Here is a 15,277-nt window from a genome sequence, read left to right on the forward strand (position 1 = left end):
TCTCGATCAGACGACGACGAGCTCTCCCGTCTCAAGCTCTCAAGTCCAACGATGTTGGTCAGACCAAAAATAAAGTTGAAATGCGTGGCGTATTTTTTTGCTGCGAAAATCACACGTCTTATTCACCACGTTTACCATGCAAACCACCACGTTCTCACCATCAAAAAACCACCACCAAACACCTGTATTTCTCAAAACACCCCTCAAAAACTCAAGCAAATTCATCAAAGCCAGGATCAGCACCACGACCAAAAAAAATTCTCCGTCTAAACTCATATTCAGGCACTTAAAAATTCCATCACTTCCCGCGACGTCGATTGAACGCCCCGCGCCACACCATGTCCGACAACTTCGCCCAAACCGTCAAGCAGCAGGCTGACATCGTCCGCATCATCGGCGACTACATCAAGCTGCGTAAATCCGGTGCCCAGAACTACACCGGCCTCTGCCCCTTTCACAAAGAAAAGACAGGCTCTTTCTCCGTCAACGCGACGCACAACTACTTCTACTGCTTCGGCTGCCACGAAAAAGGCGACGTCTTCACCTTCGTCATGAAGCTTGAAAACATCAGCTTCCCCGAGGCCATCCGCGTCGTAGCCACCAAGTGTGGAATCCCCCTCCCCAAGCGCGAATTCAGCTCTCCCGAAGAGGCGCGCGAAGCTGGCACCCGCCGCCAGCTCATCGACATCCACGAGGCCGCCACGCAATACTTCGAAGCCGCACTCAAAGCCCCTGAAGCGGCCCGCGCTCGTGAATACCTCACCGGTCGCGGCGTCACCGCCGACACCATCGCAAAGTTCCGCATCGGCTACGCGCCCGACGACTTCAACCACATGCGCGAGCAGCTATCCAAGCACTTTCCCGAAGAAATCCTCCGCACCAGCGGCCTCTTCAGCGCCAAAGAGCAAAACGATGGCGGGCAGGGCCAGCTCTACGCCCGCTTCCGCAAGCGCATCACTTTTCCAATCGCGAACGAGCAAGGTAAAACGATAGCCTTCACCGCACGCGCCCTCGACGCCGAAGACGAAAAGGGCCGTCCCATCGCGAAGTATCTCAACTCCCCCGAGACCGCGCTCTACAGCAAAGGCCAGGTCCTCTTCAACCTCGACAAAGCCAAAGCCGACATCCGCTCTCTCGGCTTTGCACTCCTCGTCGAAGGCCAGATGGATTGCATCTCCGTCTACATGGCCGGAATCAAAGGCGTCCTCGCCACTTCAGGCACCGCCTTCACCGAGATGCAGATCCGTCTCCTAAGCCGCTTCACCAAACGTGTCATCGTCAACTTCGACCCCGATACCGCCGGCACCACCGCCACCGAAAAATCCATCGCCCTCCTCACCGAAGAGGACTTCGAAGTAAAGATCGTCACCCTCGAAGGCGGACTCGACCCCGACCGCTACATCCGCGAGCAGGGCGTTCAACAATACATGGCAGCTCTGCGCAACGCCAAACGCCACTCCGATTACCTCATCGACCGCGCCCGCGAACAGTTCCCCGGCCGCACCTCCGACGCCAAGGTCAAAGCTCTCAACTTCCTCCTGCCCCATATTCGCCGCATGCCCAACCGCATCCAGCGCGACGAGTTCGCCGCCGACGCCGCACAAAAGTTAGGCATCGACTCGGCCATCCTCCGGCAGGAACTCAAACAAGCCGCTGCCCAGCGCGTTGAAACCGTTCGCTCCCACACCCACGACCCCGCCAGCGAGACCGAACGCGTCCTTCTCCGCGCCCTCGTTCTGCCCGAAACCGACCCCGCCCGCACCCTGGCCGCCGAGCAACTCGCACAGCATCCGGAGTGGTACGACAATCTTCCGGCCGCCGCATTGCTCGAATCTCTTGCCAACGCCCCTGCGCCCCCCAACCCACTCGATGCAGCACCCGATCAACCCAGCCGGATTCTCTTAGCGCGCACCCTGCAGGACACAGAAGACCCCGACACTGCCTCATCCAATGCGCAATCAATGACCGAGCGCGTAGAAAATGCGCTCGAAACCCTCAAATATCGCCAGCTCGAGCGGCGTCAGCGCGAACTCCGCGCCCTCATCGCCGAAGCCGACCGCCGGGCGGACCACACCATGCTCACCACGCTCACCGCAGAAAAACTTCAAATCGACCGAAAACTGCGCGAACAATAAGCCGCGTTTCGATTTCTCAGGAACTCCAGCCAGACCAGAGGGTTATGAGAAAGTAGACTTGCTGTGTATCTAAGAAATAAATCTCAGTTATGACCATGGACGTCTCCACAAAACGAAGACTGATGCTCGGCTTCCTGACCAACTGGGTGGGGAAACTCTCCTCGACCATCATTCAGTTCGTCCAGATCCCGGTCTTCCTCCACTTCTGGAGCGTACCCCTCTACGGCGAGTGGATGATCGTCAACTCCATCCCCGCCTATCTCAGCTTCAGCAACGCCGGCTTCGGCTCCGTGGCTGGCAACGAGATGACCATGCTGGTCGCCCGCGGTGACCGCGCCGCCGCGCTCCGTATCTTCCAAAGCTGCTGGTGGCTCATCGCACTCATCTGTACGGCGACGATCCTCCTGCTCTCCGGAACCCTCTACTACCTCCCAGCCTCCCGCCTCCTCAAGCTCACGACGCTGGGCGAGGCCGACACCAAGTGGATCATCTTCTACCTCGGCGTCTCCGTCCTGCTCGGCCAACTCGAACAGCTCCTGCAGTCCGCCTACCGCGCCATCGGCCGCTACCCCTACGGCACCTTCCTCAAGAACATGTTCTCCCTGTTCGCCTTCGGCTGCATGATCGGCGCCGTCATACTTGGCGCAGGCGCAAGGACGACCGCATTGGTTTTTGCCGGGGTCAACGTGGCCATCACCATTTTTTTCTGCATTCTCGTCCGCCGCGACATCCCATGGATCGAATACGGATGGCAGCACGCCAGCATCGCCGAGATTCGCAAGCTCGCACGCCCCGCCTTCGCCTATATGGGGTTTCCCCTCGGAAACGCACTCAGCCTGCAAGGCAGCCTCCTCGCCGTCGGATACGCTCTCGGACCCACAGACGTCGTCATCTTCAGCACCGCCCGCACCGTATCCCGTGTGGCCCTCCAGATGGTCCAGATGGTCAACAACACCTTCGAGCCGGAGATGTCGATCGCCTTCGGAGCAGGAAACTACGAACTCACCCGTATCCTGCTCCGCCGCGCCTGCCAGCTAGCCCTACTGGTCGCCTTGGTCCTGGTCTTCGTCATGCTGAGTTTCGGGCCATGGTTCCTCGTGCATTGGACCGGAGGCCACGTTCCCCCAAGCCGCCCCCTCCTCAGCATTCTTCTCGTCGTCGTCGTCCTCTACTCGCTGTGGTCCACCAGCGGGACACTCATGACTTCCACCAACCAGCACCAGCGCCTTGCCACTTACTACATCCTCGGCACAAGCGTCGCGTGCATCCTCTGCTACGTCCTGGCACGAGCCTACGGCCTCTACGGAGCCGCCGCCTCCCTCCTGATCAACGAGATCGTGATGAACCTTTACGTCGTCCCTGCCTGCCTGCGCATCGCCCACGACACCCTGCCAGACTTCCTGGCGAGTATGTTCCACTACCCACCGTCGCTTCGCCCCGCCTCCCTGTTAGCGCGAATCCGCCGCTCAAAACCCGGCTTCGAAAGCTAAGAAATCACACGAACTAAAGGGCCAGACCCATAAGTGAGCGATTTATTCTTCACGCGCAAAAAATGACCACATTTCAGAGCACTACCCCCGGATATAAGAACAAGCACGGCCAAATCGTCATCTCCCGAACCGGATTTCCGTCAGAATCCTTCCCCGGCCAGACCATCTACCATTTGCGTTGTAGCCACTGCCACCATGACTACGGCTCTGCCGGCAAAGACATTCACCTGCGCCGCTGCCCCCGTCATCAGAATGGCGTAGAAGGAGAGCCACTTCGCGCAAGTCCGCCGAATCTTTTTCCCTCAGAAAACGTCTAACGATTGTGGTATCCTGTGATTCGCTGGGGACGTGTGCCTTCGAATGCCCAGACTCTTATTAGAGTCAATCGGGCTTGCCAAAGCGGTCTACACCGCGATCTGCTCCCTGCCCATTACGTTACAACCAAGGGATCAATCCGCTTGAACACCACAATCATCACCAGCGGCATCCCAATAATCAGAATCTTTCGCAGGAGTGCGCACAGCCGTGGCTGAAGAAATTGACAAGTACGAAGACGATATAGACAAGCTCATCGATACCGGGAAAGAAAAGGGCTATCTGACCTATGGCGAGGTCAACGACCTCCTCCCAGGCGATATCACCACCCCTGACGACCTCGATGATCTCCTCACTACCATCAACACTCAGGGCATCGATGTGCTCTCAGGGGAAGAGCGCGCCAGCGGCCGCGATAAATACGAGCCCGAAGCCGGTGAAGAGTCCGACGACGTAGAGCTCGACCTCTCGCCCGGAACCCTGGAAAAAACCAACGACCCCGTCCGCATGTACCTCCGCGAGATGGGCACTGTTCCCCTGCTCACCCGTGAGGGCGAAGTCGAAATCGCCAAGCGCATCGAGCGCGGCCAGCTCCGCGTTATGAAGGCCATCTCGCGCTCGCCCATCGTCATCCGCGAGATCGTAGGCCTGGGCGAAGACCTTCGCCGCGGCGTTCGCAACATCAAGGAAGTCGTTACCTTCGACGAAGAAGAGCTCACCGAAGAGATCCTGCAGGCCCGTGTCCGCGCTACAGCCGGCCGCATCGACGTCATCGTCAAGCACCAGAAGAAGCTGCACGGCCTTGAAGAAAAGCTCGAAGCCCCCGTAGGCAAGGATGCGAAGGCCAAGGCCAAAGAGATTCGCAAGACCCGCTGGCTCATCGGTCGCGAGCACGTCTACATCAATCGCATCGTCCGCGAGCTGAAATACACCAACGGCGAGAAGAAGCGTCTGCTCGACAAGGTCAACAAGACCGTCGATGCCATGCGTACCCTCGAGCGCCAGATCAAGACCCTCGAGACCAAGCACGAAGCCTCGAAGTCCGAAGAGCTGCGCAAAGAGTATCGCCGTCAGCAGAAGAACTGCCGCACCGACCTCGAGCGTGTCGAAGCCGACGCCGGCATCTCCATAGCCGACCTCAAGCGCACCCAGCGCGAGATGATTCAGGGCGACATGGACGCCGAGCGCGCCAAGCGCGAGCTCATCGAAGCCAACCTTCGTCTCGTCGTCTCCATCGCGAAGAAGTACACCAACCGCGGTCTCCAATTCCTCGACCTCATTCAGGAGGGCAACATCGGCCTCATGAAGGCCGTCGACAAGTTCGAGTACCGTCGTGGTTACAAATTCTCGACCTACGCTACCTGGTGGATCCGTCAGGCCATCACTCGCGCCATCGCGGACCAGGCCCGCACCATCCGTATTCCGGTGCACATGATCGAGACCATCAACAAGCTTATCCGCACCAGCCGTCAGCTCGTGCAGGAGCTTGGTCGCGAAGCCTCCTCGGAAGAGATCGCTCGCCGTATGGATATCCCGGTCGCGAAGGTCCGCAAGGTCCTCAAGATCGCCCAGGAGCCCATCTCCCTCGAGACCCCGATCGGAGAAGAGGAAGACTCGCACCTAGGAGACTTCATCGAAGACCGCATGGCCGTTTCTCCGGCTGATGCTGTCATCAGCGTTAACCTCAAGGAGTACACCTCGCAGGTCCTCCGCACTCTGACCCCTCGCGAAGAGCGTGTGATCAAGATGCGTTTCGGCCTCGAAGACGGCTCCGAGCACACCCTCGAAGAGGTTGGCCAGTCCTTCCAGGTCACCCGCGAGCGCATCCGCCAGATAGAGGCCAAGGCGCTCCGCAAGCTCCGTCACCCAAGCCGCAGCCGTAAGCTGAAGGCCTTCGTCGACGGCGTCAAAGACATGTAACTCCAAACATCACAATTCAACACACACCAAAGGGCGCCAACGAAAGCTGGCGCCCTTTCCTTTGCAACAAAACACCATCTCCCGACCAACGGGAGGGCCAACCGAAGGAGTACACAAGTCACGAAGTGACCGCCGCCCGCGCGGGGCGCCGTCCGTCAGGACAAATGTTTTTACAAGATCCTTGATCACTTCTGAGATGATAAAGATCTATAAGCACACCGGAGGACCTCCCCACCGCATGACACTCCCCACGCCGGAGCCCAACCGTCTCCCCTACTGGCTGCGTCGTCTCTGGCCCATCTACTGCTTCCTCGCCGCGCTCGTCACCTTCGGCTATGCTCTCTACGATCCCTACCAGATCGACGGTGACGCGGTCTCCTATATGGACATCGGCGACCTGATCCGTGCTCACAACTGGCATGGCATCATCAACGGCTACTGGAACCCACTCTACCCAGCCGCGCTCTCCCTCGGCCACACCATCTTCCATTCCACTCGCTACAACGAACTCCACGCCTACTACATGGTCAACTTCGGCATCTTCCTCCTGGAGATGCTTGCCATCGTCGCCTTCACTGACGCACTCGTCCAACTTCGTGAGCTCCGCGAAGACTCCAAGTCGTTGCTCCCGCCATTCCTTCTCGATCGCTACACGCTCCGCTATCTCGGCGTCGGCATTCTCCTCATCTCCACCCAGCGCGAACTCAGCATGGGCAAGGTCCGTCCCGACGCGCTCCTTCAGGCCTTCCTGCTTCTTGGCTTGGCCGCGCTCTTAAAACATCTCGCCACCAGCCATCTCCGTTACGCCGCGCTCATGGGGATCGCTCTCGGCCTCGCCTACCTCACCAAATCCTTCGCCTTCCTCTTCACTTTCCTCTGCATCATCGCGCTCGTCGTCTTCCGTGTCGCCTGGCAGCGTTACGCCGTACCCCGCGCAGTAGCCGCGGGCCTCCTGGCTCTCATCTGTTTCGCCATCGTCGCCGGCCCATACATCGCCGCGCTCTCGAATCAAAGGGGGCGCTTCGACTTCGGCGACTCCGGCAACCTCAACTACGCCTGGTTTGTCAGCGGCACAGAAAAAATGCACCTACAGCCCGACCAGACCTCCTCATTCGGCGCCGCCGAAGTTCACCTGACGCATCCCAACAAGATTCTCCTGAAATCACCAGTCGTTGTCAGCTACAAACAACTCCCCTACGGTACCGATCCCGACTGGTTTGATGCATCGTTCTGGAACGACCGCATCAAAGCCCACATGGACCCTCGTCTCCAGGTCCCCGTCACGATCGCGTGCCTGGTGCGCATCCTCCGCTACATCGCAAACCATCCGGAGGCCTGGCTCCTGCTTGCCGTCCTCTTCCTCATCGGAGCCCGCCTGCGCCTCGACTGGAGACCACGCGCCAATGCATTCTGGCTTACCCCCATCCTGCTCGGTGCTGGCGTCTTCTGCATCTACAGTATGGTCAACGTAGAAGATCGATATATCGCATTTGGCTTTCTCGCCATGCTCCTGCCTGCCTTCGCCGCCCTGCGTCATTCAGGCAAAGTGCCAGTCTCCGCCCAAAACGCGGCCTCTGCTGTCGTGCTTTTACTGGCGCTCCTGGCAGTAGGCGAATCGGCTCGAATAGTCGGAGAACTGCGACGCAACCTCAAGGTCGCCCAGTCTCCTGCTGGATGGTACGACCCTGACACCTACGGAGCAGCGCGAGCCCTCAATGCCCTCGGCGTCGGCCCTGGCGATACCGTCGCATGCATTGGAGACAGGGCGTGCCTCGACACCCACTACTGGGCAAGATTGGCGGGCGTTCGCATCCTCACCGAGATCTATAAGCCCGCTGAGACTCCCGTTTACTCCGCTCTCGCCGATATGCCCAACCGCGACCAGGTTATTGATATCGTGCGCAGTCAGGGTGGCAAGGTCCTCGTCGGCTACTTCACCCCCGGCGTCATGACTGGCACCAATCCCGTCTCCGCCGGCTGGCGCGAACTGGATAGCTCGCCCTTCTACGCCCTTCCCCTCAACCTGCCCGCGGCTCCTTCACGGGACAACAGCCGCCCCTGACCCCGCAAGTCCCAAAGCACCGTTTTGGTAGCATGCAAACAATGAGCGATCTGACCGTAACCATCCTTATGCCATGCCTTAACGAGGCAGAGACACTCGCCTTCTGCGTTCGTCAGGCGGTCACCGCTCTTCGAGACAACAACGTCGCCGGCGAAGTTCTCGTCGCCGACAATGGCAGCACCGACGGCTCCCAGAAGATCGCAACCGACGAAGGAGCCCGCGTCGTCAACGTTTCCACCCGCGGCTACGGTGCCGCCCTCATCGCCGGGATCGAAGCCGCACGCGGCAAATACATCCTGATGGCCGACGCCGACGCCAGCTACCACTTCGAACATCTCCCCCGCTTTCTCCCAAAGCTCGACGAAGGCTACGACCTCGTCATGGGCAACCGCTTCTCCGGCTCCATTGAACCCGGAGCGATGCCGCCGCTTCATCGCTACCTCGGCAACCCGGTCCTCTCCTCCATCGGCCGCATCTTCTTCCGCATCCCCGTCCGCGACTTCCACTGCGGACTACGCGCCTTCCGTCGCGACCCCATCCTCGCGCTCAACCTCCGCACCACCGGCATGGAGTTCGCCTCCGAGATGGTCGTCAAATCATCCCTCGCCGGCCTTCGCATGACCGAGGTCCCCACCACACTTTCGCCCGACGGCCGCAGTCGCCCTCCCCACCTTCGCTCCTGGCGCGACGGCTGGCGTCACCTGCGCTTCCTTCTACTATTCAGCCCCCGTTGGCTCTTCCTGATCCCCGGCGTCGTCACCTTCTTCGTCGGCGTACTGCTCTCACTCTGGCTCATCCCCGGCCCGCAAACCGTCGGTCGCTGGACCTTCGATGTCGACACACTCACCTACGCTCTCGGCCTCGTCCTCATCGGAGCCCACATCTCCGTCTTCGCCGTCAGCGCGCGCGTCTTCGGCACACAAGAAGGCTTTCTCCCGCCCAATCCAAAGTTCGAGCGCATCTTCAACTACATCAATCTCGAAGTAGGTTTGCTGTTCGGAGCCGCACTTCTTCTGCTTGGTCTCGGAATCCTCGGCTATGCCCTTCACATCTGGCACGGTGCCGGATTCGGAAATCTCTCTCCCCAGCGCATGCTCCGCCTCACCCTGCCTTCAGCAACCTGCTTCATGCTTGGAGTGGAGGCCATCTTCGGAAGCTTCTTCCTAAGTCTGCTCGGAATGAACCGCCGCTAACGAAACTAAATTGCGTGCGAACGCAACATGACGCGATCAAGCCTGCCCGACTCGACCGCGTCGCCTGTCTAATTCAAAAATCAAGCCTGCGCAGCAGGTACAAACCCATCGCATCCGCTGATGGGCGAAACCTTCAGGTGCAACGCAGCATGCTTCGGATGACCACACTCGTCCAATACCGCCGCGTCAGCTTTCTTGCTCGTCAAAATCGTGACCAACACCGAACTCTTCGCGTGATGCTCGCCAAAGTGATTGCAAAGTCCGCACTGTCCGTTATGAACTGGCTGCATACAACCTCCTGCTTTCCCTTAATCTGACTCACGATGACGCCGCGACGTTGCATCGCATGTCATGATTTGTCGAAACTCTACGCCCTCTGAAATTGCCTGTAAATTGCGACCAATCGAGTCGGCATACCGTGGTTAAACCGATGCAAAACGTCGACTATCGGGGAACCGCCGCTCATCACGCAACGTACTTCCTGGTGCGTCATCAAGAGGAGCAAAATCATGCAGATCACCGATCCTCTCTACACTGCCAGCATGACCGACCAGCAGCGCGCATGGTTCTATGCCGAGTACGAACGCGCCCGCAAAGACGAGACGACTGGCGTCCTGTTCGCGCTCTTCCTTGGCGCATTCGGCATCCACCACTTTTACCTCCGCCGAAACACCGCAGGCATCCTCTACCTCATCTTCTTTTGGACCGGCATCACCGCAATCCTCGGCGTTATCGAATGCTTCTTCATGCCAGACCGCGTCCGCCAGTACAACACCGCTCAAGCTCTCTACATCTCCAATCAGATCCTTGCTCACTCGAACCCCTACACAGAACCAGCCGTCGCAATCTCATACTGCCCATCCTGCAGCGGCCCAATCGACCCTGCCGCGTTGTTCTGCACTCACTGCGGAGCCGCAATCACCCACCACCAACTCAGCGCCCAGACCGCGGTGTAGCCATCGCGCAAACGAAAAGGGCTCCCTCAGGAGCCCTTCCTTCGACCTCTCAGAAGCCGCATAGCGTAAGGCAATTACGCGCCGGAGTTGTGCTTCACCGCAGCCTCATAACCAGCAGTAAAGTTCGAGCGGTACTCATCACGAGCCGCTCCCTTCACCGGTGGGTGAACATACAAGTGAGACGACTTCGCGTCGATCTTCCGCTTCGCCGTCATGTCCAGCTGCGCCGCTTCAACTCCATCACGGTAGGCCGACTGCGCCTGCTCCGTCCCCGGAGGAGGCGTATTCCAGCTCCGCGTCTCTGTCGTGGGTGCCTGATTCGCCTGGGCGTGTGCAAAAAATGTTGCACCGCTCATAAGTGCCACTGCCATCAGTGGTGTCGCAATTCGAGTTAGCTTGTTCATTTCTCTTTCCTCTTTCCTTCCAGGTCAATAGATGCACCAGAAGGCCAGAGGGAACTTACCATACCCCAATAATTACAGGCAAATTTACGTCGCCGACGTGGTTAAGTCCTGCCAACACTACATATTGGTGTGGCCGCCACGCATCTCCTCGTTGAAGGTAGGCTTGATAAACGCCAGCGCATGGGCCAGCTCCGCCGCATACTGTGCCCGATGCCCCATCAAAGCTTCGGTCGGCGTGGCATATTCGGTATCCGCCGCAAGATGAACCAGCCCCTCGCCCGCCAGTGCGACAACCGTCTTCTTCAGCTCCTCCACCGTCGAGTTCAGATACTGCGCATCGCGAGGATCGAGCAACCAAACCGGCCGTCCGCCACCCAGCACACCCGACAACCAAAACACTTTTGCAGCCAGATACTCCTGCCGCTGCCCTTCCGTCGTGTCATTGAAGTTGAACCGCTTCTTCCACGGACTGTAAAACCGCGTGGTCACGGGAACAGGCTGCCGATTGCCGCTCTTCACCAGCTCCAGCTGCCCCTGATCCATCGTCTTGCGCACAGCGTTGTAGATAAACCCTTCCGCAAACGGCTGCTCCGGAGCCTTCACGATCTCCGCAAACGTCACCGTCATCGACGCCGCCACCTTCGCATGCAGCGGGTTCTCTTCTCCATCCTGCAGCCGAACCTCACCATGCACCAGAAACGTATCAGCCCCCGAGGTCGACCCATGGAACGGCCAGGTAAACTTCTCAAAGCTCAGCGGCAGACCATGCAGCGTCAGGTAGCAGTCCGGTCGCGGATTCTTCAACCGCTTCGCTGCCTCCGCCAGATAAACCCCAACCTCGGCCAACATATCCGCGCGGCTGAAGTCGAACTTGTCGCTAAGCTCCAAAACCTGCGTCTTCGCGTGATCGGCAACCAGCGCTAACTTGAACCGCGTCGTCGGATTACCCGAGAAGTCCTGTCCCACCTCACTCGAAATCACTACCAGCCCGGCAGCCTTCGCCGCCGCATCTACCTGTCCAGCCAACACCTCTTGCGTTCCCATTGCCATCTGCCTCAATCGTCCTTTGCGTTTTGCGTATCTCCTCTATTTTACGGGTTTTTGCACACCTGCAGCTCCTCATCGGACATTATCTCTACGTCAGGCTGTCTTCTCAGAAAACGCCTTCAACTCCGTCAAACAACTCAAAAATATGAGGAAACACCGTCAGCTAGGGATGCTTCGCAGCAGCAGCCTTGTCCCCTGCTGCCACAGCCTTCTTAAACTCGTCCACAGCGGGAACGTTATGCGAACGAAGCCCATCCTTCGCGATATAACTCCAGCCCACCGGGCTATCGAGAGGATCTTTGACATCTCCGTTGTAGACGAGGAACGTATCCTCCGTCGTTCCAACCTCCGTCTGCGGATGTGCGGGGTCGCGGTCTGATGCATCGGGCACTCCCGAACCGGTCCCATCCGGCTGCCTGCCATGCTGAGCCCCAACCGACACCCCATTCTGTGTCGGATCAATCATCCCCACTCGATTATTCTGTCGGGGATCGCTTACGGTCTGATCCACCACCCGAGCGTGTCCTTTGCGAACCACGATGACCAGGTCCGCCTGCTGCGTGCTGATCACAGGCTGAAACCTTCCCCAATTCAGCAGTGCAGTTTCAACATCCTTCTGCGCAACCTGGTTTGCCCGCGGATCTTCAATATCGATTCCCGCGCCCGGATCGACCATCACCGCCACCGTGTGTGCGTGAAGAATGTAATCCGGCACACTCTTCTCCGCTTTATTCTTGGCCAGCCCAGGAACCGCAATTAGCAGACCCACAGTTAGGGTGAAAAGACGTCGCAGCATCCAGCCCTCCTAGTACTTCGCCGAAAGTTTACGCCTCCACCAACAAGACCGCACACCCCAGCTCTTCCACACCAATCCGCAGTCGTTTCTAATCGAAGTCATCCATGGCGATCAAGGTCGCCTTCGCCGCGAGGAGCCCACCAGATGAAAGCCGCCGTCCTGCACGCCGCCAACCAGCCACTTCAGCTCGAAGATCTTCCCATCCCTGCCATCGCCCCTGGCCACCTCCTCCTCCGCGTCCTCGCCTGCGGAGTCTGCCGCACCGACCTCCACATCTTCGAAGGCGACCTCCCGCTCATCCGCGAACCCCTCATCCTCGGCCACCAGATCGTCGGCAAGGTCATCGACGGCGCCACACCCGATCGCCCCGCCGGAATGCGCGTCGGCGTCTCGTGGATCAGCAGCACCGACGGCACCTGCCCCTTCTGCACTCGCGGCGAAGAAAACCTCTGCAACAACCTTGCCTTCACCGGCTACACCGTCAACGGAGGCTACGCTGAGCACACCCTAGTCCGCGCCGACTTCACCTACCCTCTCCCCGCCGCGCTCGACGCCACCGACGTAGCGCCGCTCCTCTGCGCCGGCATCATCGGCTTCCGCAGCCTTCGCGTCGCCGGAACCCAACCCGGAGAACGCGTCGGCCTCTTCGGCTTCGGAGCCTCCGCCAGCCAGGCCATCGAAGTCCTGCGTCACTGGAACTGCGATGTCTACGTCTCCACTCGCGGCGAAACTCACCGCCAGCAAGCATCATCAGCGGGAGCCACCTGGGTCGGCACAGAAAACGACAAGCCACCCGTCGAACTCGACCGCGCCATCACCTTCGCGCCCAGCGGAGCCGTCGTCGTCAGCGCGCTGTCCAGCCTCCGCAAGGGCGGCATCGTCGCCATCAACGCAATTCACCTCGACCAAATGCCCGCCTTCGACTATGACAAGCTCCTCTGGGGCGAGCGCCAGATACGCAGCGTCGCCAACATGACCCGCCAGGACGCGCTCGACTTCCTTCAGCTCGCAGGCGAGATCGGCATCAAGCCTCAAGTCCAGGTCTACCCACTCGACCGCGCCAACGAAGCCTTGCAAGCCGTAAAACACGAGACCGCTCGCGGCCCGGTCGTCATCGTTCCGAACGCATCCCCTTAGCAATCGAACCCGCCCATGAGATCGAAGACTTTGCACACCTCTGCCATGCGTGGGAGAGTAGAGGCAGATGGAAAACACGACGAATCTCGCAGCTCTCGCCACAGAAGCCCGCAATCCGCGCACACAGAACATCGACCAGCTCCCAACCCTCGACATGGTCCGCCTGATCAATGACGAGGACGCCAAGGTCGCCGCCGCCGTTGCTGCCGTCCTTCCCCAAATCGCACAAGCCATCGACGCCATCGCCGAACGCTTCCAGCAAGGTGGCCGCCTCTTTTACACCGGAGCAGGCACCAGCGGCCGCCTCGGCGTGCTCGACGCCAGCGAGTGCCCTCCAACCTTCTCGGTCTCCCCAGATCTCTTCCATGCCATCATCGCCGGCGGCGACACCGCCCTCCGCAAATCCAGCGAGCAATCTGAAGACTCTCCCGAGCAAGGTGCAGCCGACCTCGCAGCCGCAGGCATCACCGCGCAAGACGCTCTCATCGGCATCGCCGCCAGTGGCCGCACCCCATATGTCCTCGGAGCACTCACACACGCACGCTCGCACAACGCCCTCACTGTCGCCCTCACCTGCGTCCCCAACTCCGCAATGGCCGCCGTCGCCGACATCTCCATCGCCCCGGTCACAGGTCCCGAGATCCTCACCGGCAGCACGCGCATGAAGGCCGGCACCGCCACCAAGCTAGTCCTCAACATGATCTCCACCGGCGTCATGATCAAAACAGGAGCCGTCTACGGCAACCTCATGGTCAACATGCAAACCACCAACGCGAAGTTAGTCGACCGCGCCCAGCGCATTATCATGGCCGCCACCGGCGTAGACCAACTTACCGCCGCGAAACTTCTCACGGAAGCCGGCAACATCAAAACCGCCATCGTCATGCAAAAGCTCTCCCTCGACCGCATCAACGCCGAAGCAAAGCTCGCAGCTCACAACGGAATCCTCTCTGCCCTCCTTCGGAAATCCCAAGCCGCTACTTCCTTACCAGCCAGCGAGAGCGACTAGACCACTCATAAGACCGTATGAGGCCATCCCCGTGGGCCTGCTACTGTTTAGTCGACCAGAGTAGATTTGGCCGCCTCCACAACGATGTCAATCACAGGTTTCGGCATCGTGAGAGAGGGGATGTGGTCGGCAGGCGCTTTCCTGATGACCGCTTTCATCCGCTCAGCCATAAAACGTTGTGTCTCTTCAAGGATCATGCGATCCTCTTCTGCGATCAGGAACCAACTGGGCTTTGTCTTCCACGATGGAGCGTGCGTTTTCTCCACGATGCAGGCGACATGGATGGGGCGTTGTACAGCTTCAAGACGGACCTTTACTTCTGCCGAAGCATGATGACAAAACGCTTTGCCGATTGCCACATGAGGCATCCAGATAAAACCATTTTCGTCGGGCGCAATCTGGGGCGCGTCGGGGTGTGGCGCGTTCCGTGTGAATACCTCCACGGTGCTTTCTCCTTCGTCCGGAGCCAAGGCGGTGATGTAGACCAGACCCTTGACCTTCGGATCGTCTACCCCGGCAACCACCGCACCAGCGTAAGCGTGAGCAACCAGCAGCACAGGGCCTTCAATTCTGTCGACGACTCTACGCACAGCGACGATGTCGTCGCTAAGAGTCGTGAGCGGCAATGGTGCGCAAACGACACCGAGCCCCGCTTCTGCAATCCCATTGATTACGCTGCCCCAGCTAGAGCCATCTGCCCAAGCCCCATGAACAAGTACGACCGTCGCATTCTTTGCGAATTTCATGCTTCTACTCCTCAAATATGTTTTCGCGAGAGGCTTATCTCGCCCGTAAAGAGTCGTGTCTTATGCC

At 59.2% G+C, this 15,277-nt stretch carries 15 protein-coding genes; 9 read left to right on the top strand and 6 right to left on the bottom strand.

Going from position 1 to position 15,277, the window contains the following annotated elements:
* Positions 1 to 39 precede the first annotated feature (39 nt).
* Complete coding sequence (locus RBB76_RS08970) at positions 40 to 276, bottom strand: hypothetical protein (protein WP_429627762.1); 237 nt, start codon at positions 274 to 276, stop codon at positions 40 to 42.
* A 62-nt stretch (positions 277 to 338) separates the two neighbouring features.
* On the opposite strand from RBB76_RS08970, the gene dnaG reads away from it, so the two are divergent.
* The 6 genes from dnaG (at position 339) to RBB76_RS09000 (ending at position 9,115) form a co-directional block, all read left to right on the top strand.
* Positions 339 to 2,135 (top strand): DNA primase, encoded by a 1,797-nt coding sequence (gene dnaG / locus RBB76_RS08975; RefSeq protein ID WP_429628887.1) that lies wholly within the window; start codon positions 339 to 341, stop codon positions 2,133 to 2,135.
* 89 nt (positions 2,136 to 2,224) lie between these two features.
* Positions 2,225 to 3,625: a lipopolysaccharide biosynthesis protein gene (locus tag RBB76_RS08980; RefSeq protein ID WP_429627761.1), complete on the top strand. Its 1,401-nt coding sequence runs from the start codon at positions 2,225 to 2,227 to the stop codon at positions 3,623 to 3,625.
* A gap of 62 nt (positions 3,626 to 3,687) precedes the next feature.
* Complete coding sequence (locus RBB76_RS08985) at positions 3,688 to 3,942, top strand: hypothetical protein (RefSeq protein WP_429627760.1); 255 nt, start codon at positions 3,688 to 3,690, stop codon at positions 3,940 to 3,942.
* Between the two features lie 208 nt (positions 3,943 to 4,150).
* Complete coding sequence (rpoD, locus tag RBB76_RS08990; RefSeq protein ID WP_429627759.1) at positions 4,151 to 5,860, top strand: RNA polymerase sigma factor RpoD; 1,710 nt, start codon at positions 4,151 to 4,153, stop codon at positions 5,858 to 5,860.
* A 238-nt stretch (positions 5,861 to 6,098) separates the two neighbouring features.
* Positions 6,099 to 7,922 carry a hypothetical protein gene (locus RBB76_RS08995; RefSeq protein ID WP_429627758.1) on the top strand — a complete coding sequence of 608 codons (1,824 nt, stop codon included), beginning with the start codon at positions 6,099 to 6,101 and terminating at the stop codon, positions 7,920 to 7,922.
* A 41-nt stretch (positions 7,923 to 7,963) separates the two neighbouring features.
* Positions 7,964 to 9,115, top strand: a complete 1,152-nt coding sequence (locus tag RBB76_RS09000; protein WP_429627757.1) for a glycosyltransferase family 2 protein — start codon at positions 7,964 to 7,966, stop codon at positions 9,113 to 9,115.
* Positions 9,116 to 9,195: 80 nt separating this feature from the next.
* On the opposite strand, the gene RBB76_RS09005 is transcribed toward RBB76_RS09000, so the two are convergent.
* Entirely contained in the window at positions 9,196 to 9,405 is a 210-nt protein-coding gene (locus RBB76_RS09005; RefSeq protein ID WP_429627756.1) for a hypothetical protein, read from the bottom strand.
* Between the two features lie 219 nt (positions 9,406 to 9,624).
* Between RBB76_RS09005 and RBB76_RS09010 the strand changes: the two genes are divergently transcribed.
* Positions 9,625 to 10,071 carry an NINE protein gene (locus RBB76_RS09010; protein WP_429627755.1) on the top strand — a complete coding sequence of 149 codons (447 nt, stop codon included), beginning with the start codon at positions 9,625 to 9,627 and terminating at the stop codon, positions 10,069 to 10,071.
* A gap of 74 nt (positions 10,072 to 10,145) precedes the next feature.
* On the opposite strand, the gene RBB76_RS09015 is transcribed toward RBB76_RS09010, so the two are convergent.
* The 3 genes from RBB76_RS09015 to RBB76_RS09025 all read right to left on the bottom strand — a co-directional run bounded on the left by RBB76_RS09015 (position 10,146) and on the right by RBB76_RS09025 (position 12,318).
* A complete protein-coding gene (locus RBB76_RS09015; protein WP_429627754.1) occupies positions 10,146 to 10,475 on the bottom strand; it encodes a hypothetical protein in 330 nt (109 codons plus the stop codon).
* A 117-nt stretch (positions 10,476 to 10,592) separates the two neighbouring features.
* Positions 10,593 to 11,525 (bottom strand): hypothetical protein, encoded by a 933-nt coding sequence (locus RBB76_RS09020; RefSeq protein WP_429627753.1) that lies wholly within the window; start codon positions 11,523 to 11,525, stop codon positions 10,593 to 10,595.
* A gap of 160 nt (positions 11,526 to 11,685) precedes the next feature.
* Complete coding sequence (locus tag RBB76_RS09025) at positions 11,686 to 12,318, bottom strand: hypothetical protein (RefSeq protein WP_429627752.1); 633 nt, start codon at positions 12,316 to 12,318, stop codon at positions 11,686 to 11,688.
* A gap of 144 nt (positions 12,319 to 12,462) precedes the next feature.
* Here RBB76_RS09025 and RBB76_RS09030 point away from each other — a divergent pair, with 144 nt between their 5' ends.
* Entirely contained in the window at positions 12,463 to 13,455 is a 993-nt protein-coding gene (locus tag RBB76_RS09030) for a zinc-dependent alcohol dehydrogenase family protein (protein ID WP_429627751.1), read from the top strand.
* A 67-nt stretch (positions 13,456 to 13,522) separates the two neighbouring features.
* On the top strand, positions 13,523 to 14,464 hold the full coding sequence (murQ, locus tag RBB76_RS09035) for an N-acetylmuramic acid 6-phosphate etherase (protein WP_429627750.1): 942 nt from the start codon (positions 13,523 to 13,525) through the stop codon (positions 14,462 to 14,464).
* Positions 14,465 to 14,511: 47 nt separating this feature from the next.
* Here murQ and RBB76_RS09040 read toward each other — a convergent pair whose 3' ends face one another.
* Positions 14,512 to 15,210, bottom strand: coding sequence for an alpha/beta hydrolase (locus tag RBB76_RS09040; protein ID WP_429627749.1), 699 nt, complete (start codon positions 15,208 to 15,210; stop codon positions 14,512 to 14,514).
* Between the last annotated feature and the right edge of the window lie 67 nt (positions 15,211 to 15,277).

Origin of the sequence: Tunturiibacter psychrotolerans (assembly GCF_051013365.1) — a bacterium.
Classification (GTDB): Bacteria; Acidobacteriota; Terriglobia; order Terriglobales; family Acidobacteriaceae; genus Edaphobacter; species Edaphobacter psychrotolerans_A.

What these genes read in the sequence shown, in the direction of transcription:
- RBB76_RS08970 (WP_429627762.1), bottom strand. Translation starts at nt 276, where the DNA reads ATGAGTTTAGACGGAGAATTTTTTTTGGTCGTGGTGCTGATCCTGGCT.
- dnaG (WP_429628887.1), top strand. Translation starts at nt 339, where the DNA reads ATGTCCGACAACTTCGCCCAAACCGTCAAGCAGCAGGCTGACATCGTC.
- RBB76_RS08980 (WP_429627761.1), top strand. Translation starts at nt 2,225, where the DNA reads ATGACCATGGACGTCTCCACAAAACGAAGACTGATGCTCGGCTTCCTG.
- RBB76_RS08985 (WP_429627760.1), top strand. Translation starts at nt 3,688, where the DNA reads ATGACCACATTTCAGAGCACTACCCCCGGATATAAGAACAAGCACGGC.
- RBB76_RS08995 (WP_429627758.1), top strand. Translation starts at nt 6,099, where the DNA reads ATGACACTCCCCACGCCGGAGCCCAACCGTCTCCCCTACTGGCTGCGT.
- RBB76_RS09000 (WP_429627757.1), top strand. Translation starts at nt 7,964, where the DNA reads ATGAGCGATCTGACCGTAACCATCCTTATGCCATGCCTTAACGAGGCA.
- RBB76_RS09005 (WP_429627756.1), bottom strand. Translation starts at nt 9,405, where the DNA reads ATGCAGCCAGTTCATAACGGACAGTGCGGACTTTGCAATCACTTTGGC.
- RBB76_RS09010 (WP_429627755.1), top strand. Translation starts at nt 9,625, where the DNA reads ATGCAGATCACCGATCCTCTCTACACTGCCAGCATGACCGACCAGCAG.
- RBB76_RS09015 (WP_429627754.1), bottom strand. Translation starts at nt 10,475, where the DNA reads ATGAACAAGCTAACTCGAATTGCGACACCACTGATGGCAGTGGCACTT.
- RBB76_RS09020 (WP_429627753.1), bottom strand. Translation starts at nt 11,525, where the DNA reads ATGGCAATGGGAACGCAAGAGGTGTTGGCTGGACAGGTAGATGCGGCG.
- RBB76_RS09025 (WP_429627752.1), bottom strand. Translation starts at nt 12,318, where the DNA reads ATGCTGCGACGTCTTTTCACCCTAACTGTGGGTCTGCTAATTGCGGTT.
- RBB76_RS09030 (WP_429627751.1), top strand. Translation starts at nt 12,463, where the DNA reads ATGAAAGCCGCCGTCCTGCACGCCGCCAACCAGCCACTTCAGCTCGAA.
- murQ (WP_429627750.1), top strand. Translation starts at nt 13,523, where the DNA reads ATGGAAAACACGACGAATCTCGCAGCTCTCGCCACAGAAGCCCGCAAT.
- RBB76_RS09040 (WP_429627749.1), bottom strand. Translation starts at nt 15,210, where the DNA reads ATGAAATTCGCAAAGAATGCGACGGTCGTACTTGTTCATGGGGCTTGG.